We start from the raw sequence: 21,126 nt of genomic DNA, 5'->3' as shown, positions 1-21,126 counted from the left end.
GCCCCTACGGAGAATCCGATGGAATACAAAAACCTGCTGATCGAAACCACCGACGCCGTAGCTACCCTGACCGTTAACCGTCCTCAGGCGTTGAATGCCCTTAACAGTGAAGTGCTGGATGAGTTGGGGCGTGCGCTGTATCAGCTTGAATATGATTCGGCGGTAAAGGTGGTGGTGCTGACCGGAGCCGGTGAAAAAGCCTTTGTGGCCGGAGCGGATATCAAGGAGATGGCGGACATGTCTTCCTATGAAGGACATCGTTTCGCGGTCAAGGGGCAGCATGTGATGATGGCCATGGAGAAAATGAAAAAACCGGTCATTGCTGCGGTCAATGGTTTTGCCCTGGGGGGCGGACTGGAGCTGGCTCTGGGGTGCGATTTCATCTATGCCTCGCAAAAGGCGAAGCTCGGATTTCCGGAGGTGACCCTGGGGATCATACCCGGTTTCGGCGGTACCCAGAACCTGTCCCGCCTGATCGGCCCCAACAAGGCCAACGAGATGATTTTCACCGGCCGGATGATCGGCGCCGAAAAAGCGTGCTCCTGGGGCATCGTCAACGAAGTCTTTGCTCCGGAAGAGCTGTTGGACAAGGCGCGGGAAACCGCCGCCGCCATTGCCGGTGTCGGCTCCCTGGGCGTTGCCTATGCAAAGGACGCCATTGCCAATGGCCTTAACATGGTCAAAGAAGACGGCTTTCGCTACGAGGCCTCCCTGTTTGGCGTTCTGTTCGCCACGGAGGATCAGAAAGAGGGGATGGCTGCATTTGTGGAAAAGAGGAAGGCGGCATTTAAAAACAGATAAAAACAGGTTGAGTGTTGAGGTTTAGGTTTAGGTTTAGAAACTCCGTAACACTCAACCTTAACACTCAACCTCAACCTAAGCCTGTTACTCCGGAGGAAACCATGGATTTTGAACTGAGCCAGGACCACAAGGTATTGCAATCCGCTGTTCGTGATTTCGTCGAAAAGGAGATCAAGCCGATTGCGATGAAGATCGATGAAGACCACATGATCCCTGACGATCTGGTCACGAAAATGGGAGAAATGGGTCTGCTGGGCAGTTACCTGCCCGAAGAGTACGGCGGGGCGGGGCTGGACATGCTCTCCTACGCAATCGTGGTGGAAGAGGTCTCCAAAGCCTGCGGCTCCAGCGGGGTTCTGATCTCGGCCCATACCTCCCTGTGCAGTGGTCCGATCTACACCTTCGGTACCAAGGAGCAGAAGCAGAAGTGGCTCCCGGCCCTGAACACCGGCGAAATAATCGGCTGTTTCCTGCTGACCGAGCCGGATGCCGGCAGTGATGCAGGGGGAACCGCTACTACCTACCGCCGTGAGGGGGACGAATTCATCATCAACGGCAGTAAAACTTTCATCACCAACGGCGGTTACCAGGGTACCGGCATCCTGCTGGCTTCATATGACCGCAGCCTCAAGCACAAGGGAATCAGCGCCTTCATCGTCGATCTCAAATCTCCCGGCGTTTCAATTCTGAAAAATGAGAAAAAACTCGGCATTCGCGGCAGCTACACCACGGCCTTTGCCTTTGATGACCTGAGGGTGCCGGTGGAAAACCTGCTGGGGCAGGAAGGGAAGGGTTTTAACATCGCCATGGATACTTTGAACGGCGGCCGGATCGGGATCGCCTCCCAGGCTCTGGGCATTGCCGGGGGCGCTTTTGAAAGGGCATTGGCCTATTCGAAGGAGCGCAAGCAGTTCGGACAGCCGATCAGCGAGTTCCAAGCGATCCAGTTCAAGCTGGCCGACATGTGGACCCGCATTGAGACCAGCAAGCTGCTGACCTACAAAGCCGCCTGCCTCAAGGATGCCAAACGGAACTACACCATGGAATCGGCCATGTGCAAGATGCACGCATCCGAGACCGCCACTTTCGTGACCAAGGAAGCGCTTCAGATTCATGGGGGATACGGTTACATCGCTGATTATGAGGTGGAGCGGATGTTTCGCGATGCCAAAATCACGGAGATTTATGAGGGAACAAACGAGGTGCAAAGAGTAGTTATTTCAAAATTATTACTGTCGTAAGAACGTCCTGATCTGAACCCACAGGGGACTTTTACACCGGAGAAGCATATGCAAGCTACCCGAGAAATATACTGGAATATCGGTCATGGCGTGGTGGCGCCCATGTATCTGCTGAGCATTGCTGCCGTTGGTCTGCTGGTGTGGGGATTCTGGCAGCGACTGCCGTTGTACCGGTTGGGGAAACCACTTGTGCGTTGCGACCGGTTCGAGGAGCGGGTCAAGCGCATGGTGGCCGAGGTGTTCAGCCAGGAGAAAATCTCCCGCGTCAAGATCGGCGGCCTGTTCCACTCGTTTTTTTTCTGGGGCTTCGGAGTTTTGTTCCTCGGCACGCTGCTGGTTATGCTTCAGGCTGACTTTCTCACTCCGCTTACCCGGGTCAATATTCTTTCCGGCGGATTCTATCAGGCATTTTCCCTGGTGCTGGACTGTGCCGGTCTGGTGGCCATGGTCATGCTGGGGGGGCTGTTCATCCGGCGTTTCTTCATCAAACCGGAGGGGCTGGAAACCACTGACGACGACTATCGGATCCACATCCTGCTCTTCGCCATTCTGATCACCGGATTCCTCATCGAAGGCGCCCGCATGGCTGCCACCGAAGTAACCCAGAATCCGGCCTTGGCCCGTTTTTCACCGGTGGGCCTGCTCTTTTCCGCACTGTTTACCTCGTATGACGATCAATCCATCCGCACAGCACATCAGGTCCTCTGGTGGACGCATTTTGTCCTGGTGCTCGGCTTCATAGCCGCCATTCCCTATACCAAGCTGCGCCACATCTTCACCACAAGCGCCAATGCTTTTTTTGCGCCCATGGAGCCCAAAGGCACCATCTCCACCATCAATCTCGAGGATGAAGGGGTCGAGCAGTTCGGTGCAGCTACAGTAAGAGATCTGACCTGGAAAGACATTTTTGACGCCGATGCCTGCACCTCCTGCAGTCGCTGCCAGGACCGTTGCCCGGCCCACACCACCGAAAAGCCCCTTTCGCCCATGAAGCTGATCAAACAGATCGGCGAGCAGGCTGAAACAGCGCCCGCAGGGAACCTGGTGGAGACAGTCGGCTCGGATGCTATCTGGGCCTGCACCACCTGCCGTGCCTGCCAGGATATCTGCCCGGCCAACAACGAGCACGTCAACAAGATCATCGAGCTGCGCCGCAACTTGACCCTGATGGAGGGTGGCTTTCCCGGCAGCGAAGTCAAGACCGCCATTGAAAATATCGAAGTCAACGGCAATCCTTTCGGCCTGACCTTTGCCTCCCGCGGCGACTGGGCGGAAGGCCTGCCGGTAACCCGCATGGAAAGCGGCGCTGAAGTGGATATCCTCTATTTCGTCGGTTGCTATGCTTCCTTTGACAAACGAAACCGTGAAATTGCCAAAAGCTTCATCACGATCTGTGCCGCCGCCGGGGTCAAAGTCGGCATCCTCGGCAAAGAGGAAAAATGCTGTGGCGAGCCGGCCAGGAAGCTGGGCAACGAATACCTCTACCAGATGATGGCGGCAGAAAACATCGAGCTGATCAAAGGTTACGGAGTCAAGCGCATCGTCACCACCTGTCCCCACTGTTTCAACACCCTGTCCCGCGATTACCGGGACCTGGGCCTGGACGTGCCGGTGGAACATTACAGCACCTACATCCACGGACTGCTTAAGAGCGGCAGCCTTGCGATAGCGCCGGAAACCTTTGATGTCACCTACCACGACTCCTGCTATCTGGGGCGGTACATGGATATCATCGACCAGCCCCGCAGCATTCTGCAGCAGGCAGGGGGGCGTATCCGGGAGATGGAAAAGAGCGGTTACGACAGCTTCTGCTGCGGTGCCGGCGGGGGGCGCATCCTGGCCGAAGAGAAGCTCGGCACCAAGATCAGCGAGAAGCGCATCCGGATGGCGGCTGATACCGGCGCACCAACCCTGGTCTCCAATTGCCCTTTCTGCCTGACCATGTTCGAGGACGGCATCAAGATTGGCGGGGTGGAAGGAACATTACAAGTAAGAGATCTGGCTGAGATCGTGGCGGAACGAATTAAGGCTTGAATTTACCACAGAGACACGGAGGCACGGAGAACTGTACTAGAAAAAAACTGCTTTTATAGGTTTATCGTTCTGGATCTGAAACAGATTTCAGTGTTCGTCCGAGATTTTCTCTGTGTCTCAGTGTCTCCGTGGTGAAGAATTAAAAGGAGGTTATATATGAAAATTCTCGTCTGCATAAAACAGGTTCCTGACCTGGAATCGCGTTTCAAGCCCAATGCCTCCAATACCTGGTTCGATGAAGCAGACCTTGCATACCGCATGAATGAATATGACGAATATGCTGTGGAGCAGGCGGTCCAGCTTCGGGAGGAATGTGGTGATTCATCCGATTTAACGGTGCTCTCGATTGGCCCGGATCGGGTTGTCGAAGCGATTAAAAAGGCTTTGGCAATGGGATGCGACAGGGCCGTTCATATTCAGGATCAGGCGGTCTCGTCCAGGGATCCCTGGCAGATTGCCTCGATCATTTCAGCCTATGCCAGGGAGCACAAGTTCGATCTGATCTTTACCGGGATGCAGTCCCAGGACCGAGGTTCTGCCCAGGTCGGTGCCATGCTGGCGGAGCTGCTGGGGGTTTCCTGCGCAACCACCGTGGTGGGATTTTCCTGCAAAGATAATGTGGTAACCGCAAAGCGGGAGCTGGAAGGGGGTGTCAAGGGAGTGATGAGGATGAAGACACCTGCCCTGGTTACCTGTCAGCTCGGCCTCAATATTCCCCGCTACCCGACCCTGCCCAACATCATGAAGGCCAAGAAAAAAGAAATCATTGCATTACCGGTGGCCGATCTGCTCAAGGAAGAGAGCCTGGCAAAGACCACCAGCTTTCACCCGCCTGCGAAAAAGGGGGGCGGCCTGCTAGTGGAGGGTGATATTGCCGACCAGGTGGACAAGGTTCTTGCACTGCTCAAGGAAAAAACCGCGGTGTTGCGGTAGTAGCATGTAAGGCTTGTTTTTCGTACCAGGGTTTCCCCCCTCCCAACCCCCCCTTTAGGCCCTGTGGGTCCGCTTGGGGGAGGAGCGTGTTCCCTCCCCTGGAGGGGGAGGGTTAGGGAGGGGGATAGATTCAGCGCACTAGGAGACAAAATGAAAACTTTACTGATAGGTGAATTTCGCGAAGGCAAGCTGCTTGACTCCACCTACGAGCTGTTTGGTTTTGCCGGTCAGGCGGCTGACGAGCCGGTCATGTTCATGGTCGGCAGCGAAACCCAGCTCCCCTCATTCGGCGGCAGACTCTATCTGGCCGACGCTGCTGCCTGCGGTGAATATAACCCAGACCTGCACAAGCAGCTGATCCTGAATGTTGTTCAGAAAGAGAATCCCGACCGCATCGTCTTTGTCCATTCCTCCTACGGTTGGGACCTGGCTCCGCGGGTGGCGGTCGCCCTGAAGGCGGCCCAGGTCTCGGAGGTGGTTGCTATCCAGGAGGGTGGTTTCGAGGTTGGTTGCTGCAACGGCAAAATGCGTCGCATCGTCAAACCTTCTACTCCGCAAACGGTCATTACTATTCAGGCAGGCGCCTTCCAGGGCGTGCAGCCAGGGGGCACTCCCCAGGTAACCAGGCTGGCAGCACCAGGCGGAGGGACGATGGAGTTTGTCGGCTATGAACCGGCCGAAGAAAAAGGTGTGGATCTGGCCAAGGCCGAGGTGATTGTCAGTGCCGGTCGTGGAGTGGGCAAGAAGGACAATGTGGCGATAATTGCAGCCCTGGCCAAGGCTCTGGGGGGCGAGTTGGGAGCAAGCCGCCCGGTGGTGGATGCCGAATGGGTGGCCCATGATCATCAGGTCGGCACCACCGGCCAGACCGTCTCCCCCAAACTCTACGTGGCCTGCGGCATCTCCGGCGCGATCCAACATCTGGCAGGCATGAAGAAATCGGACTTTATCCTTGCCATCAACAAGGACAAGGACGCACCCATCGGAGAGGTGGCCGACGTGCTGGTTGTGGCCGACGTGATGCAGTTTGTGCCGGCCCTTACGGCCAAACTCGCTAAATAGGGAGAAAACATGGATCTGGAACTGACTGAAGAGCAGAAGCTGATTCAGGAAACCGCCCGGGATTTTGCCAATGGAGAATTGGAGCCGGTTGCGGCACAGTTGGACCAGGGGGGTGATCGTGGGCCGCTGCTGGCAAACCTGAAAAAACTGGCAGAGCTGGGTTTTATGGGGCTCAATGTGAAAGACGCCCATGGCGGCTCCGAGGCCGGAGTGGTTGCTTTCAGCCTGGCGATGACCGAAATTGCCCGGGTCTGTGCCTCCACTGCGGTGACCGTGTCGGTCAACAACATGGTCTGCGAGGTAATTCAGGCGGTCGGTACCGAAGAGCAGAAAAAGGCCTATATCCCCAAAATATGCTCCGGCGAATATGCTGCCGGCAGTTTCGGCTTGACCGAAACCTGTGCCGGCTCCGATCCTTCGGGTATGTGTACCCAGGCGGTCAAGGACGGCAATCATTATGTACTCAACGGGTCCAAGATCTTCATCACCAGCGCCCCCTATGCCGGAGTTTTCGTAGTATGGGCGGTGACCGACAAGCAGGCGCCCAAAGGGAAGGGGATCAGCTGTTTTCTGGTAGAAGCCGGCACCCCCGGTTTGATAATCGGCAAGGAAGAACACAAGATGGGCCAGCATGCCTCCGCTACCAACGAACTGATCTTCGATAACTGTCGCATACCTGAAAGCGCAATGATGGGCAAACCCAACGACGGATTCCGCATTGCCGTGGCAGAACTGGCCGGCGGCAGGATCGGCATCGGTTCACTCGGCCTGGGGGTTGGCCTGGCTGCCATGGATTACGCTACCCGCTATGCTAACGAGCGGGTCCAGTTCGGGCAGAAGGTCAGCAGTTTTCAGGCGCTGCAGTGGATGATCGCCGACGCCTACACCGAGCTGGAAGCGGCCCGGCTGCTGCTGATGAACGCCGCCTGCCGCAAGGAAGCGGGCAAGAGCTTTGCCAAAGAGGCATCCATGGCCAAGCTGTTTGCCACCGAGTCGGCCAATCGCGCCTGTTACACGGCAATGCAGATGCTCGGAGGCTACGGTTACACCCGTGATTTCCCAATCGAACGTTATACACGTGATGCCCGCATTACCTCGATCTATGAGGGAACCAGCGAAATCCAGCGACTGATCATCTCGCGGGAAATATTGAAAAACTTAGGTTGAGATTGAGGTTGAGTATCCTCAACCTGAATCTTAACCTTAGCCTTAGCCTATAAAAGGAGGACGCATGAGCACCGACAAACGCATCACCCTGCAGCAGGCAGCCGAGATCGTCAAGAATGGCTCCAGTCTTACGTTTTCCGGGTTCACCATCTGGCGGCGGCCGTTTGCGCTGGTGTATGAACTGATCCGCCAGCAGCGCCGGGGGCTACATCTGATCGAGGTGCAGGGCGGGCCCCAGACGGAATTTCTTGTTGGTGCCGGCTGCGTCGATATCTGGGAATCGTGCTGGGTTGGTCATGAGCTGTACGGCAAGTACGGCGCCAATCTTTCCCGCAAGGTCGGCAACAAGGAGATCATCGTCGAGGATTACAGCCATGCCGAGATGATGTTCCGCTTTTCAGCTGCCGCACAGGGTGCAGCTTATGCTGTGACTCAGACCTCTCTTGGAACCGACATCCACAATCCCGAGTACGACATGCTGGGGCGTGCCGGCCTGCGTGACGGCACACATCCTCACATCGCCAAGCATAAGTATCAGTTCGTGGAGGATCCTTTCTTTGGGGCCGGTGCTCAGGTTTTGCTCCCTCCCGTTAAGCTGGATGTTGCAGTGCTCTGCGTGCAGCAGGTGGGGGAGGAGGGGACCGTACGGGTCAATGGCCAGTATTATTCCGATCCCGAGTCTGCCCGGGCCGCGGATATCACCATCGCTTTTGCCGAGGAGATCGTGCCGGAAGAATACCTGCGGCGCAACGCGGACCAGAACACCATCCCCAGCTTCGAGGTGGATTACATCATCGAATGCCCCTTCGGTGCCCACCCGACCGGCATGTTCGGCCGCTACGATGTGGACGGAAATTTCCTCAAGGATTTCTATGGCCGCACCCGCACCCAGGAAGGGTTTGATGACTTTGCCAAAGAGTGGATTCATGGCCAGGATCACATGAGTTACCTGGAGAAGCTGGGCTGGCCGCGCATGCTCAAGCTGAAGGCCAATACCGCGCTCAATTACAGTCCGCGCGAATCAAAGGGAGGTAAGTGACATGAGCGAGTATGCGAAACCGGAAGAATTCGGCCTGGCCGACCTGCTCTGTTGCGCCGCCGCCCGCGAAGTGGCTGATAACGAGATCGTCTTTGCCGGTACCGGCCTGCCCATGGTGGCGATCATGCTGGCACAGAAAACCCATGCACCCAATCTGAAGCTGATTTTTGAAGCCGGCACCCTGGATGGCAGACCACCCGAATTGCCCACCTCGGTGGGGGATGCCCGCTGCGAGATGGGAGCCTCACGGTCGTCAGGACTGAGCGACGCCTTTAGCATCGCCCAGCGCGGTCTGGTGGACCTGGGCTTTCTGGGCGGGGCGGAGGTGGACGAGTACGGCAATGTCAACACCACCTGCATCGGCGATTACCTCAACCCGGAACTGCGCTTGACCGGCAGTGGCGGCAACCCGGACATCAACTCCTTTGCCAGGCGCACAGTCTTCATCATGGTGCACGAAAAGCGGCGTTTTGTGCCCAATGTCAGTTACATCACCAGCCCCGGCTGGCGGGTGAAGAAGTGGCCGGGTGGAGAGTTCGTCCATCGCCGGGAACTGTATGGTTCAGCCTACCGTGGTGGACCATCGGCGGTGATCAGCACGGCCGGCGTATTCCGCTTTGACGACCAGAGTGGCAGGATTTACCTTGATACCTGCCATCCTGGCCAGACCCCGGAAGAGATCAGGGGCATGTGCCAGTTTGATCTGGACATCTCGCGGGTCAAAGGAGAAACCGAGCTGCCGACCAGGGAAGAACTGCATTTCATACATAATGTGCTGGACCCGGATGGCATTTTTATTCCGGCGGTAAAGAAGGGGTAGGGGAAGAAGGTTGGATCGTTGTGCCCTGTCTGCCATGAGAGGGGAAAAGAGGGGCTGGCCGTGATGGTCAGCCCCTCTTTTTCTGTCCGGTATGGTCTTATTCTCTTGCGTACTCTCGCCTTTTTTGTCGGTCATTTTCCTGTCTAGCTGGTTCAATGACAATCGGAACAGCCCGGAAGGAAACTTTCGGTCATTCTGATACTAAAAACAGGGAGGTGGTAGGATTTACCTTCCGCCTCCATTGTGACAATTGGAGCAGGATACTGGTTGCCCGGCGAGTCCTTTTATGACCGTTTGCTTCACGGTCGAGTTACTGCTGGTATGGCAGAGGTAGCATACCGACTTGCCGGGATTCACAGAGCTATCCCCATAGCTGCCGCCATGGTAACTGTACTTGCTGCCAGATGAGCTGGCACCGGAATGGATGTCCGGAAGTGAGCCACTGTGGCAATTACCGCACGAGTCATAAACAACGCAATGCGTTACCTTGTCGTGAACAGTGGGGCCGTGGGGTGTGAAGGTGGTGGGGGGGGGCTGGGGGGGGAGGTGACAGGAAATGCAGTCCCGTTGCACTGGATCAAGTGTGCCGGTAAATGAATGGCAGTTTGCACACGGCGGAGGGTTTATTATTTTGTGATGCAGGGCTGCAATAGCCGTATCATCCCCGGTGTGGCATTTGTGGCAGTCTGCTGTTGTAAGTGACAGGTTGAGGTTTGCGATTACGCATTTAGCTGTCTGGCTGCTGCCTGACCCACCGCTCGACCCGCCCCAACTGCTGCCGGAACTGCTGCTTGAACCACTGGACGACCAGCTGGTTGATCCCCCTGATGAAGTACCGCCCCATCCGTAAACGAAGTTGACGCCAAGAGTGAGGGAAGCGAGAAGTGTAGCCGCCTGGACAAACGATCTGTTGTTAGTTTTTCTGCTCATACGGCCTCCAGGGTTTTTTATTGGCCAAGTTCGTGATGGGCCCCAAAAAATATAGATGAAAAAAAAGCGAATGCAAACCGCAAATTAAGTTATTAATATTAATATTTACTTTTTTATGTCGGCCTTGGAAGTAGAATAGTGGGGAGAAGGATCGAAGAGCAGAAAACGGGGCAAATGGGTGTTGAAAGAGGAATTTGTATCTTACTGTGTCGATTTTGACCCCAAAAATGGACGTTTAAACCAAAATGATAGCTATTGTTGGAATATTTTGTGTTTATATTCAGTGGTTTAACTTGGTCTGCCCCCAGAATGCCAATATATAAGTAACTTGTCCCCTTATATGGGGAAGTAATAAGGGGACAGGCTAGTTATTGGGGAATGACAATATGCCGAGAATTGCCAGAGCTTTAGCGGATAACTGCTGCTACCACCTTATTAATCGAGGTAACGGCCAACAACAGGTCTTTCACAAGGACGGTGACTATCGTGCCTTTATCGATCTTTTGCTCCATGCAAGGACAAAGTATGCAGTAAAGCTTCAAGCATGGTGTCTGATGCCAAACCATTTTCATCTGCTCGTTCAGCCCGAACAGGCTGATCAACTCAACAAATGTATGCAGTGGCTGATGACAAGCCATGTCCGCCGTTATCATGCGCATTACGGCACCAGCGGGCATGTCTGGCAAGGTAGGTACAAAAGTTTCATCGTGCAAGAAGACGATCATCTCTTGACGGTAGCCCGTTACATTGAAGCCAATCCAGTACGAGCAGGTCTCTCTGCAACAGCCTCTCAGTGGCCATGGTCGTCACATCCATCACGAAGTGCGGCCGAAGGTGTATGAGGTCGGTCGTCAATAGCGGACACCAAACACCTATGCAGCTTGTAGCTCTTTGAGATATTTCCGTTCATATGCAGCCGGTGACAGATAACCTAGCCGCGCCTGACGCCTCTGGCGGTTGTAGAAGATCTCGATGTATTCGGTGATCTCCCGTATCGCCTCCTGCCGAGTGGCATACCGGTGATGATGGACCAATTCGTTTTTCAGTATGCCCCAAAAGCTCTCGATCGGGGCGTTGTCGTAGCAGTTGCCGCGGCGGCTCATGGAGGCTTGCATGCCGAACTGCTCAAGTAATTTGCGGTACTCCAGGGCGCAATACTGGCTGCCCCTGTCGGAATGATGAATCAAGCCTTTCGCCGGCCGCTTGGCAGAGGTGGCGCGGAAAAGGGATTGGCTAACCAAGTTCTTCGTCATTCTGTCGCCCATCGCGTATTCGACTACCTCGCCGGTGAAGAGGTCCTTATGGCCGGCAAGATAGAGCCAGCCTTCGGCGGTGGAAATGTAGGTGATATCGCTCACCCACACCTGGTTCGGAGCTTCGGTCGCAAAGTTTTGCTCCAGAAGATTTTCGGCAACTGGCAGCGAGTGGCTGGAATTTGTTGTCGCTTTGAACTTCTTCACCTGCTTGCAGCGAATGCCATTGACCCTGCGGATACGCTTGATTCGATGGACTCCGATCTGAATGCCATGCTCGGCGAGATCATTTTGCAATCGTTCAGGGCCGTAGGTTTCCCGGTTTCTCTTGTGAGCCGCCTTGATTTCGATGACGAGCCGTGCCTCTTCCTTCTGGCGCGGCGAGTCTGGACGCTTCAGCCAGTCGTAATAGCCGCTGGTTGATACTTCCAGAGTCCGGCAGAGCTCAGGAACAGGATAGTCACATCGAAGCTCTTTTATTACCGCGTACCGTGCAGCGACTCCTTCGCAAAGTACGCGGCGGCTTTTTTTAAAATATCACGCTCCTGCTTGACCTGCGCCAATTCTCGTTTGACCCGGTCGAGTTCATGCTCAACATCAGTTAAGGGGCGCTGCTGTCCACCGATATAACCGAGCTTCCCGGCCTTGAAGGCTCGTACCCAGTTTTCAAGGGTGGATTTCGGCAGGGAGAGCTGGCGGGACGCCTCGTAGGCAGATATGCTTCCTTCAACAACCAATTTCACGGCCTCGCATCGGAATTCCTTTGAATAGCGGCCGTTAGAACTTCTCGTCATTTCAACACCTCCGTTAATGGGGTAATTAACATTGGTGTCCGAATTTTTCAACTTACCTCAGTACTCCCGGACCCATTTCCGATTGTGTTGCCTGATGATTGGGCCGCTTACGTGGATACACCATTGACTGACGCAGAGATTAATCGTCTAAGAAACAGTGTCAATCGGCAGGCGCCATTTGGTAAGGCACATTGGAGAGATGAGTTGTGTGGGCAAATGGGACTGGCATCGACAGTTCGGCCACGTGGATGGCAAAAAGGGAGAAAAAGAAGTGCTAATAAGTAGCCTGTCCCCTTATATGAATGTGGATACACCATTGACTGACGCAGAGATTAATCGTCTAAGAAACAGTGTCAATCGGCAGGCGCCATTTGGTAAGGCACATTGGAGAGATGAGTTGTGTGGGCAAATGGGACTGGCATCGACAGTGCGTCCACGCGGATGGCAAAAAGGGCGAAAAAGAAGTGCTAATAAGTAGCCTGTCCCCTTATATGCGGATGGCAAAAAGGGCGAAAAAGAAGTGCTAATAAGTAGCCTGTCCCCTTATATGAACCCTGTCCCCTTATATGAACCCAAATAAGTAACCAGAAAACCAAGCAGCGCATAAAAGGTGATTGAAGTTATGGCATTCTCTGAATTTGAGCTAAAAAAAATTGAAAAGGCATTGACGAAATTTTTAAAAATAAGACGGCCACCTCCTGAAATCCGCTCTCAAGTAGACTTGGGGTACAGGCTCTCAGGTCAAAGTTTGGAACTCTTCGAAATCCGCCCACAATGGGACGACCCAAGCATAATTCGAGAACACCCATTTGCAAAAGCAACTTATGTATCAACTCAAAAACACTGGAAAATTTTCTGGCTCCGAGCTGATTTGAAATGGCATGGTTACCAACCTGTTTTGACAGTTCTAACAATCGAAAAATTTTTGGAGGTTGTGAACACTGATGAGCATGGATGTTTCTTCGGCTGAGGAGAGAAATCGTTCACCAGCTGGCGGCAGACGGTCTTCGCTAACGCTCCGCCGCTACGTCTCCACGCCGTTGAGCGAGGGCTAAATTTAGGGGAAGGGCTATGTCAGAACTTGATTACTTGACTTCCCCAACAACACAACTAGATGCGTAGAAGGCTTGTTGAAAGAAAAATTCCCTGGGGGTAGAAACATGAAAATCTTATCCTTCTGCTTGTTGGTTTTACTTGTGGCAGGCCCTGCTGCGGCCAAAGAGGCGGAGCCGGTGAAAGACACCTTTTCGGTGATTCATTCCAGAAAGAGCGTGAGATCGTTCACCGGAGCGCCGGTTAGTGTGGAAAATTTGGAAAAGATGGTGAGAGCTGGGATGGCGGCGCCAACGGCGGTCAACAAGCAGCCGTGGTCGTTCGTCATCGTGACCGACAAAAAGAAAATAGATGAATTGGCTGCCGGACTGCCGACTGCCCGGGGAATCGAAAAGGCCGGAGCCGTAATCATCGTATGCACGGAGCCGGAAAAGGCGCACCTGCAGAGTAAGGACTTCGCAATCATCGACGCATCTCTGGCTAGTGAAAACATTCTGCTGGCCGCCGAGGCATTGGGCCTGGGCGGGCATTGGACGGCCTCATATCCGTACGAAGATAAAATGAAGCATGTGCGAACCATGCTGGGTATACCGGCGAGTGTCATTCCGTTGAATGTAATTCTGGTTGGCGTCCCAACCGGGGAGGATAAACCGAAGGACAAATATCAGAAGAACAAGATCCATTGGGGGAAATGGTAAACCACACCTCCCTCCCTCCTCTTTACCCCATTTTGAACTTGAGAACTAAACCGCGGGGCTTTGCCAGGAAATTTTCCCCTTTTAGCTGTAGCAGGCATTGTCCCTACTGATCCCCTTATAAAGAGAAAAAATGTTCCCAACATCTTACACATTAAATTCAATCGGGGTGGTTCGCTCCGAGCTGACCAGACGGGAAGAGGCTCCTCGTCAAGGGTATGAAGGTGCGCCCGATGCCTGGCTTGAGATTGACCCAGCTGTTGCAGAGGGACTCGATGGTATTGCCGTCGGCGATGAAATTATCGTTATCACTTGGCTTCACCAGTCAGAGCGGAACATATTGAAAGTACATCCGGGTCGCAACAAGGATCTGCCCCTGACTGGCGTGTTTGCCACACGATCTCCCAATCGACCCAACCCCCTTGGCCTACATCGAGTTGTTGTGCATGAGATCGTCGGGTCAAAGATGAAGGTGGGCCCGCTTGAGGCTCTTGACGGCACACCGGTGGTCGACATCAAATCAATTCTCCGGCAGTCGGCTGACTCTTAATGCTCTTAGAAACAGCGGGTCCAGACCCGGTAATGACAAATAAGAGGAGAGAGCGATGCTTAAAAAGTTAAGTATTTTGCTTGTCAGTGTCTTTATTCTCGCAAGTGGTGCTGCAGCATTTGCAATTAACAAAACTGACAAAACCGGCGACCGGGAAAGTATTATTCTTGGCGGGAGAGTTACCAGCATCAAGGACAACGTGGTAACGATCAAGGACAAAAAAGGAGCCGAACATATATTTGAGGTGGGCTCCACCGCTGGCCTTAAAGTCGGGGTATCTGCTACTTGTGAAGAGGATTGCGGAAGAAAACTGAAGCTTGGGGCCAAGGTCGTGAATGTTCGGAAGGTTTTAAAGAGGTAACAGGGTGGAGATGTGGGGGCATGCTGTTGTCCCTAGCCCTGGATCGACGGGCAGAAGAAGTGGGGTCAGTGCACGGCCTCTGCGTGAAGCTTGAGTCCCAGTGCTGAAACGATTTTTAAAATAGTATCAAAACTAGGAATTCGCTCACCTGAAAGTGCCTTATAAAGACTTTCTCGGGAAAGTCCGGCATCACGGGCAACCTGCGACATCCCTTTGGCGCGGGCAATGTCACCAAGTGCCTTAGCAATAAAGGCTGCATCGCCATTGGCCTCTTCAAGGGAGGCTTCAAGGTAGGCCGCCATTTCTTCCGGAGTACGGAGATGTTCTGCAACATCATATCGACTGGTAGTTGTTTTAGGCATTTTTCAACTCCTATAGGTTCTGTGCAAGACGGATCGCTGCTTTGATATCCCGGGACTGGCTGCTCTTGTCACCGCCAGCCAGCAGGATGATTAACTCGCTGCCGCGTCGGATGAAATAAACACGATAACCGGGACCGTAGTCGATCCGCATTTCCGAAACACCTTCTCCAACTGGCTTAACGTCGCCCGCATTTCCCGAGGCAAGGCGTTCAATCCTGACCAGGACACGGGCCTTGGCCTGGATGTCACGCAAGTTATCGAGCCATGCGGCAAAAAGTTCAGTTTTGCGGATTTCTATCATGGCTGAATTGTAGCCTTGCGGATACATGCTGTCAACTCCTCTGACATTACTTGTCACTGCCCCAAAACTATCGCGGTAAAAGAGACCCCTCATGACCTATGACTTTATGGTGATCGGTGCTGGAATAATCGGAATGTCCACTGCCTGGCAACTGCAGCAGGCTTTTCCGGGCTGTACTGTACTGGTTCTGGAGAAAGAGGCTCTTCCGGCGTGTCACCAGACAGGCCGCAACTCCGGCGTTATCCATGCCGGTGTCTATTACACGCCGGGAAGTCTGAAGGCCAGGTTTTGCAAGGAAGGGAACAGTGCCACCAAGAAGTTCTGCACGGAGTACGGCATCAGGTACGATGAATGCGGCAAACTGCTGGTGGCAACTAGTGAAGAGGAACTTAGGCGGATGGCTAGCCTGGTGGTGCGTTGTGCTGACAATGAGATTCCGGTGGAGGAGCTGACAGCCCGGCAGCTGAAACTGATTGAACCGAATATATCAGGCGTCGGAGCTCTCCTGGTGCCCTCTACCGGCATCGTCAGTTATAAGGAAATTACTGCGAAAATGGCTGATCTGGTGGTGCAGGGTGGGGGCGAGGTTCGCTACAGCAGCGAGGTCGTGGCGGTGGACGAACAGCCCGACCGCATAACTGTGCGGACCGGCAGCAACAGTTTTACGGCGCGATATCTGATCGCCTGTGCAGGGCTTATGGCAGACCGGGTCGTAGAGATGTTGGGGGTTCAACCCGACTTCAAGATCATTCCCTTTCGCGGTGAATACTACCTGCTGAGTGCGGAGCATAACCGCATCGTCAACCACCTGGTCTATCCGATTCCCGATCCGGAGCTGCCCTTCCTCGGGATTCATCTCACCAGAATGATTGACGGAACGGTCACTGTCGGCCCAAATGCTGTCCTCGCATTCAAGCGCGAAGGGTATTACAAGACTGATTTCAGTTTGCGCGACAGCATCGAAATGCTTACCTATCCGGGACTGCTCAAGGTTCTGCGCAATAATTTCAGGGTCAGCATGGTCGAGCTGAAGAACAGTGTTTATAAAAAAGGGTATCTTGAGCTTGTGCGAAAATACTGTCCCTCACTTACCCTGGCTGATCTCCACGACTACCCCGCCGGCATCCGCGCCCAGGCGGTCAGCAAAAAGGGGCAGTTGGTCAGCGACTTCCTGTTCGTCAACACCAGGCGAGCCCTGGCGGTCTGTAATGCGCCGTCACCAGCGGCCACTTCGGCTATTCCGATCAGCAAGCATATTGTGGAAAAGGTGAGGTTGCTTGCTGAAAAGTAAAGAATGAACCAGCTTTGACGATACCCTTTATGGAAGAAGGAACACCATTAAAGTGAAAAAACATCTAAAAATAAAATCAACCATATTGCTGTCAATAATATTTGCAGTATTAACATCAGGTTGTGACAAAACAAATACGATTCCTAACCAGACGCCACAGAGTCAAAGAAGTAAAACCAATGAATATAGATCCAATTACATCTATATAAAAGATGTTACCAATTACGAAGAGTCATTTGTGGATGGTTTAATAAACTATAGCATTGGGCAAAAAGTACCTACGCAACTGTTAGAAGACCTACTGATTGTTGGGAAAGAAAAATATTTGCTGCCGTCAGAAATCGAAGCAGGTAAGCAATATTTTTTTTCAAGAGAAGAAAAAGGTATATTGTTAGAACTTGTTTTGAGAAGACTCAATTTATCTAGTTTAGAATTTCAATTTATAATAACCTTTACAGATGGGAATTCTGAAAAAAAATCTGGGATAGTAACATTAAATCCTACTTTCTTTTTAGGTGCAGAGTCAGATGAAGATGAAGAAACCGGAAGCGAATATTTTGTAACGGTTTATAGGCATGAAGATAAAGATAAATACACCTATATAAAAATTGGTGAAAATGAAAACAACAAGCTACAGGCAAGGGTACAGCTGAAAGAAATAAATGATCTTCACCCTTTGGAATTAGATAAAATTGAAGTACTAAAATGAATAGTCAACTGAAATGGAGTATGTTTCATGTCCCTAGCCTCTGTATGGCAGACATTTCCGGAACTTGAGACCGAACGGCTTGTCCTGCGCGAAATAGTGCCATCGGATGCTGAAGATCTTTTCCGTATTTTTTCCGATGAAGAGACAATGCGCTACTGGAGCTGCCGGCCCTACACATCGATAGATCAGGCCAGCAGTCTCATCGAGAGCATTGCGAAACAGGTACGGGAGTGTACAGGTATCCACTGGGGGATTGCATTGCGCGGTAACGGGCGCCTGATCGGCAAGTGCGGCTACAATGAATGGCGCAGAGCCCACAGGCGTGGAGACATAAGTTACATTATTGCCCGCGAACACTGGGGTAAAGGGGTGGTAAGCGAAGCGATGGGTGCGGTTATCAATTACGGCTTCGGGCATATGAACCTGCACAGTATCGAGGCCGGAGTCACCCCTGGCAACGATGGTTCAACGCGGATGCTCGAAAGGCTCGGCTTTCGCCTGGAAGGGCATCTGAGGGAGAGTTTTCTTGCCGAGGATGTGTTCGTGGATTCCCTGATCTACTCACTCTTGCGCAGGGATTGGCAAGAGGAGAGAGCATTGTATGAAGGCTAGGGAGCTGGATAATAAATTCGACGTCGCGTTCAACCGTCTCTCCGTTGAGTTTGACAAAGAAGTGAGGACGACCTCACCTCTCTATTTCACATGGGGACGGCCCCACAAAAAATGAGAGGTAGTTATGAACTGGTTCATTCTTGTCGTTGCAGGTCTTTTCGAAATTGGTTGGGCGATTGGGCTTAAATACACAGAAGGTTTCACTCGTCTTTGGCCCACAGTTGGCACCGTGCTTTCTATGACCATCAGCCTTGGCTTGTTGGGCATCGCCATGAAGTCTCTTCCGGTAGGTACGGCCTACGCAATCTGGGTAGGAGTGGGCGCTGTTGGTACAGCCATACTCGGCATAATCCTGCTGGGTGAGTCAGCAAATCCTTTGCGGCTGGTAAGCTTGCCCTTATAATTGCAGGTATTGTTGGACTCAAGTTTGCAACACCAGTCTAATAACTTATTCTGGTGGCCTTATTCAGAACTAGATAAGTATGCTTGCCCCAGAACTATATTGGTTCAACTGGAGCTGGAATAGGAGGCGGTATCGGTGGATTTATTTACGGACAGATCATGAGTCCGCTTCGATCTGAAAGCAGAAATTAAAGTGAGAATCCATAGTAACGGCTACAGCACTGTATGGGACAGCTTCAGGCATGCTTCATCGGGTGTTCCTTTAACCTGATTTTCAATAGAATGAACCACCCTATCTCAAAATGGAGGAATTTATGTTGCTACGTAGAATCGCAGTGAGCCTAACCTTCATGGTATCTGCCTTCATATCCACTCCTTTACTCGCCCAGGAAACACCAAAAGAAGAGAAGAAGATCCAGGATAATTCATTCCTGATTGAAGAGGCCTACAACCAGGAACATGGCGTTGTCCAGCATATACAGTCATTCCAGTATATGAAAGGGGATGCGTGGCTATATATGTTCACCCAGGAGTGGCCTGTACCCAGGGAGACGCATCAGCTTTCGTACACGATCCCGGTGATGAGGCTGGATTCCCAGCAAAGTTCAGGTTTCGGTGACATACTGCTCAACTACCGTTATCAGGCCATTCAAAAAGAGCATATCGCGGTTGCTCCCCGTTTTTCTCTTGTTCTGCCTACGGGTGATTATCGGAAAGGACGCGGTACCGGTACGGTGGGATACCAGGTTAATATTCCCGTGAGTGTTGAGCTGAACGACAAGTTTGTTACTCACTGGAACCTGGGATGGACCTTCACCCCGGACAGCAAGAACGAGATTGGAGAAAAGGCGGATACCCTTTCCACCAATTACGGAGCAAGTCTTATCTACCTTGCATCGCCAAACTTCAACCTGATGCTGGAGGCAGCCGGAACTTCCGGCCAGGCGGTTGCAGGTCCAGGCACGACAGTTTCGGACGATACCATGTTCATCAATCCCGGGATGCGCTTTGCCATCAATTTCAAATCAGGCCTGCAGGTTGTGCCGGGACTATCCTTTCCAATTGGAGTGGGCCCATCAAAAGGTGAGTATGGGGTGCTGACATATCTCTCTTTTGAGCATCCGCTGTTCTAGAGTGTTGGGGAACAAGATGGAAAGCAATGTCCTCTTTTTCCGCATGATTTTTTTTGTCAACAGGCGTAGCTTCTTCCAGGTAATAACTGATAATAAAGGAATAAGGATCTTAAACGAGGGCATCGTCCGACTCATAGATCCTCCTAAAGGTTTTGTATGAACCCTCTTAAACTACCCAAAATTCTATGCATAGATGATCCGGACTCCTGGAGAGGCATGAAGGGGCGGGTTTTTAGGTTTCTTCAGACCGCCTATCAGATAGGCGTCGCATTTTATGCTCACCAGGGGTTCCTGCGGGCATCAGCTCTTACCTACACAACTGTGCTTTCGTTGGTTCCCCTTCTTGCGATTGCCTTCTCGGTACTCAAGGGATTTGGTGTCCAGAATGCTCTTGAACCGTTGCTGCAGCAGGTGGCGGGGGATTCTGAGGAAACTATCTCCCGGATCATCACCTATGTGGATAATACCAATGTGAGATCCATAGGAACAGTTGGCCTGCTGATGCTTGTGCTGTCGGTAATTTCACTGCTCGGCACTATCGAGGAAGCTTTTAATGCAACCTGGGGCGTACCGGAAAACCGATCGTTGCAGCGTCGCTTCAGTGATTACCTGAGTGTCGTGGTTATAGGTCCCATGCTGCTTCTGGCCGCGACCAGTATGAACTCGAGCCTGCAGAGCCAATGGCTGGTGAAGTGGCTGATTGAAAACACCTATTTGGCTGGCACCATCCTGCTGCTGTTTCGCATGGCACCGTATTTGTTCATCTGGGTCGCCATGACCTTCCTGTATATCTTCATTCCCAATACCAAGGTTCAGCTTCGCTCTGCAATCGTTGGGGGCGTTCTGGCTGGAACCGCCTGGCAGATTGCCCAGTGGGGCTATTTTTACTTTCAGATCGGGATGACCAATTACAATGCTATTTACGGCACTCTGGCGGCAGTGCCGATCTTCCTTGTCTGGGTATATATCAGTTGGCTGATCGTTTTATTCGGACTGGAAGTGGCCTACGCCCATCAGCACCGGGCTGTCTGCACAAGGCATCCGGGAACCGGCGTACGAACCGACACTACTCGCGATATGCTGGCTTTGTCAGTATTGCTGCTGGTGTGCAAGCGTTTTTACACTGGCGCGCCGCCGCCTGCGGCGCTGCAGTTGTCCGATGAACTGGGCATACCGCTCAATGAAGTAGAGGAATTGCTGGAGACGCTGCAGAAGTTGCATTATCTGGTGAAAGTCAGAGGTGACCGCGCGGGATGGCTTCCGGCGCGTGAACCTTCATTCATGATGCTTGATGAGGTTTTGGTCGCTCTGCGCGGAAAACTGCCGCCGACAGAGGAATTCGTTGCGGCATGCGGACCGGCAATTGATCTGTTGGCCCGGGAATCAGGCATGCGTCGTGAGACCTTCAAAGGATTTACTATAGGTGACATGATGAAGGAAACGTCTCAACCGTCCCCGGGAAGTATTAAGGAGACAGAAGTTCAATAAGGAAATAGATGAAAGTACGGGTTACGGCGATAATCTCGATGACGGTTTAAGCTTTGGATACTTTATAGAAAATTGCAAGGGTCGGATAAATGCTT

Annotated in this window: 23 protein-coding genes; 19 read left to right on the top strand and 4 right to left on the bottom strand. The window is 52.6% G+C overall.

The window, feature by feature from the left end; translation table 11 throughout:
- Positions 1-18 precede the first annotated feature (18 nt).
- The 8 genes from KJB30_RS14460 (at position 19) to KJB30_RS14425 (ending at position 9,097) form a co-directional block, all read left to right on the top strand.
- Positions 19-801 carry an enoyl-CoA hydratase-related protein gene (locus KJB30_RS14460; RefSeq protein ID WP_214300568.1) on the top strand — a complete coding sequence of 261 codons (783 nt, stop codon included), beginning with the start codon at positions 19-21 and terminating at the stop codon, positions 799-801.
- A gap of 101 nt (positions 802-902) precedes the next feature.
- A complete protein-coding gene (locus tag KJB30_RS14455) occupies positions 903-2,042 on the top strand; it encodes an acyl-CoA dehydrogenase (protein WP_214300566.1) in 1,140 nt (379 codons plus the stop codon).
- Positions 2,043-2,090: 48 nt separating this feature from the next.
- Entirely contained in the window at positions 2,091-4,076 is a 1,986-nt protein-coding gene (locus KJB30_RS14450) for a heterodisulfide reductase-related iron-sulfur binding cluster (RefSeq protein ID WP_214300564.1), read from the top strand.
- A 156-nt stretch (positions 4,077-4,232) separates the two neighbouring features.
- A complete protein-coding gene (locus tag KJB30_RS14445) occupies positions 4,233-5,009 on the top strand; it encodes an electron transfer flavoprotein subunit beta/FixA family protein (protein WP_214300562.1) in 777 nt (258 codons plus the stop codon).
- Between the two features lie 150 nt (positions 5,010-5,159).
- Positions 5,160-6,071, top strand: a complete 912-nt coding sequence (locus KJB30_RS14440; protein ID WP_214300560.1) for an electron transfer flavoprotein subunit alpha/FixB family protein — start codon at positions 5,160-5,162, stop codon at positions 6,069-6,071.
- 9 nt (positions 6,072-6,080) lie between these two features.
- Positions 6,081-7,238 (top strand): acyl-CoA dehydrogenase family protein, encoded by a 1,158-nt coding sequence (locus tag KJB30_RS14435; protein ID WP_214300558.1) that lies wholly within the window; start codon positions 6,081-6,083, stop codon positions 7,236-7,238.
- Positions 7,239-7,302: 64 nt separating this feature from the next.
- Positions 7,303-8,277, top strand: coding sequence for a CoA transferase subunit A (locus tag KJB30_RS14430; RefSeq protein ID WP_214300556.1), 975 nt, complete (start codon positions 7,303-7,305; stop codon positions 8,275-8,277).
- A 1-nt stretch (position 8,278) separates the two neighbouring features.
- Positions 8,279-9,097 carry a CoA-transferase subunit beta gene (locus KJB30_RS14425; RefSeq protein ID WP_214300554.1) on the top strand — a complete coding sequence of 273 codons (819 nt, stop codon included), beginning with the start codon at positions 8,279-8,281 and terminating at the stop codon, positions 9,095-9,097.
- Positions 9,098-9,322: 225 nt separating this feature from the next.
- Here KJB30_RS14425 and KJB30_RS14420 read toward each other — a convergent pair whose 3' ends face one another.
- Positions 9,323-10,027, bottom strand: coding sequence for a hypothetical protein (locus KJB30_RS14420; RefSeq protein ID WP_214300552.1), 705 nt, complete (start codon positions 10,025-10,027; stop codon positions 9,323-9,325).
- A 386-nt stretch (positions 10,028-10,413) separates the two neighbouring features.
- Here KJB30_RS14420 and KJB30_RS14415 point away from each other — a divergent pair, with 386 nt between their 5' ends.
- A complete protein-coding gene (locus KJB30_RS14415; RefSeq protein WP_214300550.1) occupies positions 10,414-10,869 on the top strand; it encodes an REP-associated tyrosine transposase in 456 nt (151 codons plus the stop codon).
- Between the two features lie 30 nt (positions 10,870-10,899).
- Here the strand turns inward: KJB30_RS14415 and KJB30_RS14410 are convergent.
- Positions 10,900-12,074 (bottom strand): IS3 family transposase gene (locus KJB30_RS14410; RefSeq protein WP_437179734.1). Its coding sequence is split into 2 segments (ribosomal slippage): positions 10,900-11,804 and positions 11,804-12,074, totalling 1,176 coding nucleotides; the frame shifts between segments, so codons are not numbered across the junction.
- 622 nt (positions 12,075-12,696) lie between these two features.
- Between KJB30_RS14410 and KJB30_RS14405 the strand changes: the two genes are divergently transcribed.
- The 4 genes from KJB30_RS14405 to KJB30_RS14390 all read left to right on the top strand — a co-directional run bounded on the left by KJB30_RS14405 (position 12,697) and on the right by KJB30_RS14390 (position 14,733).
- Entirely contained in the window at positions 12,697-13,044 is a 348-nt protein-coding gene (locus tag KJB30_RS14405) for a DUF3024 domain-containing protein (RefSeq protein WP_214300546.1), read from the top strand.
- A gap of 190 nt (positions 13,045-13,234) precedes the next feature.
- Positions 13,235-13,825 carry a nitroreductase family protein gene (locus KJB30_RS14400; protein WP_214300544.1) on the top strand — a complete coding sequence of 197 codons (591 nt, stop codon included), beginning with the start codon at positions 13,235-13,237 and terminating at the stop codon, positions 13,823-13,825.
- Between the two features lie 130 nt (positions 13,826-13,955).
- The gene (tsaA, locus tag KJB30_RS14395) at positions 13,956-14,372 is read left to right on the top strand and encodes a tRNA (N6-threonylcarbamoyladenosine(37)-N6)-methyltransferase TrmO (RefSeq protein ID WP_214300542.1); all 417 of its coding nucleotides are present in this window, start codon (positions 13,956-13,958) and stop codon (positions 14,370-14,372) included.
- Between the two features lie 55 nt (positions 14,373-14,427).
- Positions 14,428-14,733, top strand: a complete 306-nt coding sequence (locus KJB30_RS14390) for a hypothetical protein (RefSeq protein WP_214300540.1) — start codon at positions 14,428-14,430, stop codon at positions 14,731-14,733.
- Positions 14,734-14,798: 65 nt separating this feature from the next.
- Here KJB30_RS14390 and KJB30_RS14385 read toward each other — a convergent pair whose 3' ends face one another.
- Together KJB30_RS14385 and KJB30_RS14380 are read right to left on the bottom strand one after the other, a co-directional pair.
- Positions 14,799-15,095, bottom strand: a complete 297-nt coding sequence (locus KJB30_RS14385; RefSeq protein ID WP_214300538.1) for an addiction module antidote protein — start codon at positions 15,093-15,095, stop codon at positions 14,799-14,801.
- Positions 15,096-15,105: 10 nt separating this feature from the next.
- Positions 15,106-15,423 (bottom strand): type II toxin-antitoxin system RelE/ParE family toxin, encoded by a 318-nt coding sequence (locus KJB30_RS14380; RefSeq protein ID WP_281415665.1) that lies wholly within the window; start codon positions 15,421-15,423, stop codon positions 15,106-15,108.
- 64 nt (positions 15,424-15,487) lie between these two features.
- Between KJB30_RS14380 and lhgO the strand changes: the two genes are divergently transcribed.
- The 6 genes from lhgO to KJB30_RS14350 all read left to right on the top strand — a co-directional run bounded on the left by lhgO (position 15,488) and on the right by KJB30_RS14350 (position 21,031).
- A complete protein-coding gene (gene lhgO, locus KJB30_RS14375; RefSeq protein WP_214300536.1) occupies positions 15,488-16,687 on the top strand; it encodes an L-2-hydroxyglutarate oxidase in 1,200 nt (399 codons plus the stop codon).
- Between the two features lie 52 nt (positions 16,688-16,739).
- Positions 16,740-17,396, top strand: a complete 657-nt coding sequence (locus KJB30_RS14370; protein ID WP_214300534.1) for a hypothetical protein — start codon at positions 16,740-16,742, stop codon at positions 17,394-17,396.
- Positions 17,397-17,423: 27 nt separating this feature from the next.
- The gene (locus KJB30_RS14365) at positions 17,424-18,008 is read left to right on the top strand and encodes a GNAT family N-acetyltransferase (RefSeq protein ID WP_214300532.1); all 585 of its coding nucleotides are present in this window, start codon (positions 17,424-17,426) and stop codon (positions 18,006-18,008) included.
- 124 nt (positions 18,009-18,132) lie between these two features.
- Positions 18,133-18,411 (top strand): quaternary ammonium compound efflux SMR transporter SugE, encoded by a 279-nt coding sequence (gene sugE, locus KJB30_RS14360; protein ID WP_281415664.1) that lies wholly within the window; start codon positions 18,133-18,135, stop codon positions 18,409-18,411.
- Between the two features lie 313 nt (positions 18,412-18,724).
- Entirely contained in the window at positions 18,725-19,543 is an 819-nt protein-coding gene (locus KJB30_RS14355) for a transporter (protein ID WP_246545711.1), read from the top strand.
- 216 nt (positions 19,544-19,759) lie between these two features.
- A complete protein-coding gene (locus KJB30_RS14350; protein WP_214300530.1) occupies positions 19,760-21,031 on the top strand; it encodes a YhjD/YihY/BrkB family envelope integrity protein in 1,272 nt (423 codons plus the stop codon).
- Positions 21,032-21,126: the final 95 nt, after the last annotated feature.

It is taken from the genome of Pelotalea chapellei, assembly GCF_018531195.1.
Classification (GTDB): domain Bacteria; phylum Desulfobacterota; class Desulfuromonadia; order Geobacterales; family Pseudopelobacteraceae; genus Pelotalea; species Pelotalea chapellei.
The sequence above is the reverse complement of the archived record's forward strand: the minus strand, read 5'-3'. Positions and strand labels throughout refer to the sequence as shown.

Bases quoted from the DNA above. Each gene is read 5' to 3' on its own strand.
- KJB30_RS14430 (WP_214300556.1), top strand. From the start codon at position 7,303: ATGAGCACCGACAAACGCATCACCCTGCAGCAGGCAGCCGAGATCGTC.
- KJB30_RS14460 (WP_214300568.1), top strand. From the start codon at position 19: ATGGAATACAAAAACCTGCTGATCGAAACCACCGACGCCGTAGCTACC.
- KJB30_RS14355 (WP_246545711.1), top strand. From the start codon at position 18,725: ATGTTGCTACGTAGAATCGCAGTGAGCCTAACCTTCATGGTATCTGCC.
- KJB30_RS14440 (WP_214300560.1), top strand. From the start codon at position 5,160: ATGAAAACTTTACTGATAGGTGAATTTCGCGAAGGCAAGCTGCTTGAC.
- KJB30_RS14350 (WP_214300530.1), top strand. From the start codon at position 19,760: ATGAAGGGGCGGGTTTTTAGGTTTCTTCAGACCGCCTATCAGATAGGC.
- KJB30_RS14385 (WP_214300538.1), bottom strand. From the start codon at position 15,095: ATGCCTAAAACAACTACCAGTCGATATGATGTTGCAGAACATCTCCGT.
- KJB30_RS14380 (WP_281415665.1), bottom strand. From the start codon at position 15,423: ATGTATCCGCAAGGCTACAATTCAGCCATGATAGAAATCCGCAAAACT.
- KJB30_RS14365 (WP_214300532.1), top strand. From the start codon at position 17,424: ATGTCCCTAGCCTCTGTATGGCAGACATTTCCGGAACTTGAGACCGAA.
- tsaA (WP_214300542.1), top strand. From the start codon at position 13,956: ATGTTCCCAACATCTTACACATTAAATTCAATCGGGGTGGTTCGCTCC.
- KJB30_RS14400 (WP_214300544.1), top strand. From the start codon at position 13,235: ATGAAAATCTTATCCTTCTGCTTGTTGGTTTTACTTGTGGCAGGCCCT.
- KJB30_RS14415 (WP_214300550.1), top strand. From the start codon at position 10,414: ATGCCGAGAATTGCCAGAGCTTTAGCGGATAACTGCTGCTACCACCTT.
- KJB30_RS14405 (WP_214300546.1), top strand. From the start codon at position 12,697: ATGGCATTCTCTGAATTTGAGCTAAAAAAAATTGAAAAGGCATTGACG.
- KJB30_RS14420 (WP_214300552.1), bottom strand. From the start codon at position 10,027: ATGAGCAGAAAAACTAACAACAGATCGTTTGTCCAGGCGGCTACACTT.
- lhgO (WP_214300536.1), top strand. From the start codon at position 15,488: ATGACCTATGACTTTATGGTGATCGGTGCTGGAATAATCGGAATGTCC.
- sugE (WP_281415664.1), top strand. From the start codon at position 18,133: ATGAACTGGTTCATTCTTGTCGTTGCAGGTCTTTTCGAAATTGGTTGG.
- KJB30_RS14455 (WP_214300566.1), top strand. From the start codon at position 903: ATGGATTTTGAACTGAGCCAGGACCACAAGGTATTGCAATCCGCTGTT.
- KJB30_RS14425 (WP_214300554.1), top strand. From the start codon at position 8,279: ATGAGCGAGTATGCGAAACCGGAAGAATTCGGCCTGGCCGACCTGCTC.
- KJB30_RS14435 (WP_214300558.1), top strand. From the start codon at position 6,081: ATGGATCTGGAACTGACTGAAGAGCAGAAGCTGATTCAGGAAACCGCC.
- KJB30_RS14390 (WP_214300540.1), top strand. From the start codon at position 14,428: ATGCTTAAAAAGTTAAGTATTTTGCTTGTCAGTGTCTTTATTCTCGCA.
- KJB30_RS14445 (WP_214300562.1), top strand. From the start codon at position 4,233: ATGAAAATTCTCGTCTGCATAAAACAGGTTCCTGACCTGGAATCGCGT.
- KJB30_RS14450 (WP_214300564.1), top strand. From the start codon at position 2,091: ATGCAAGCTACCCGAGAAATATACTGGAATATCGGTCATGGCGTGGTG.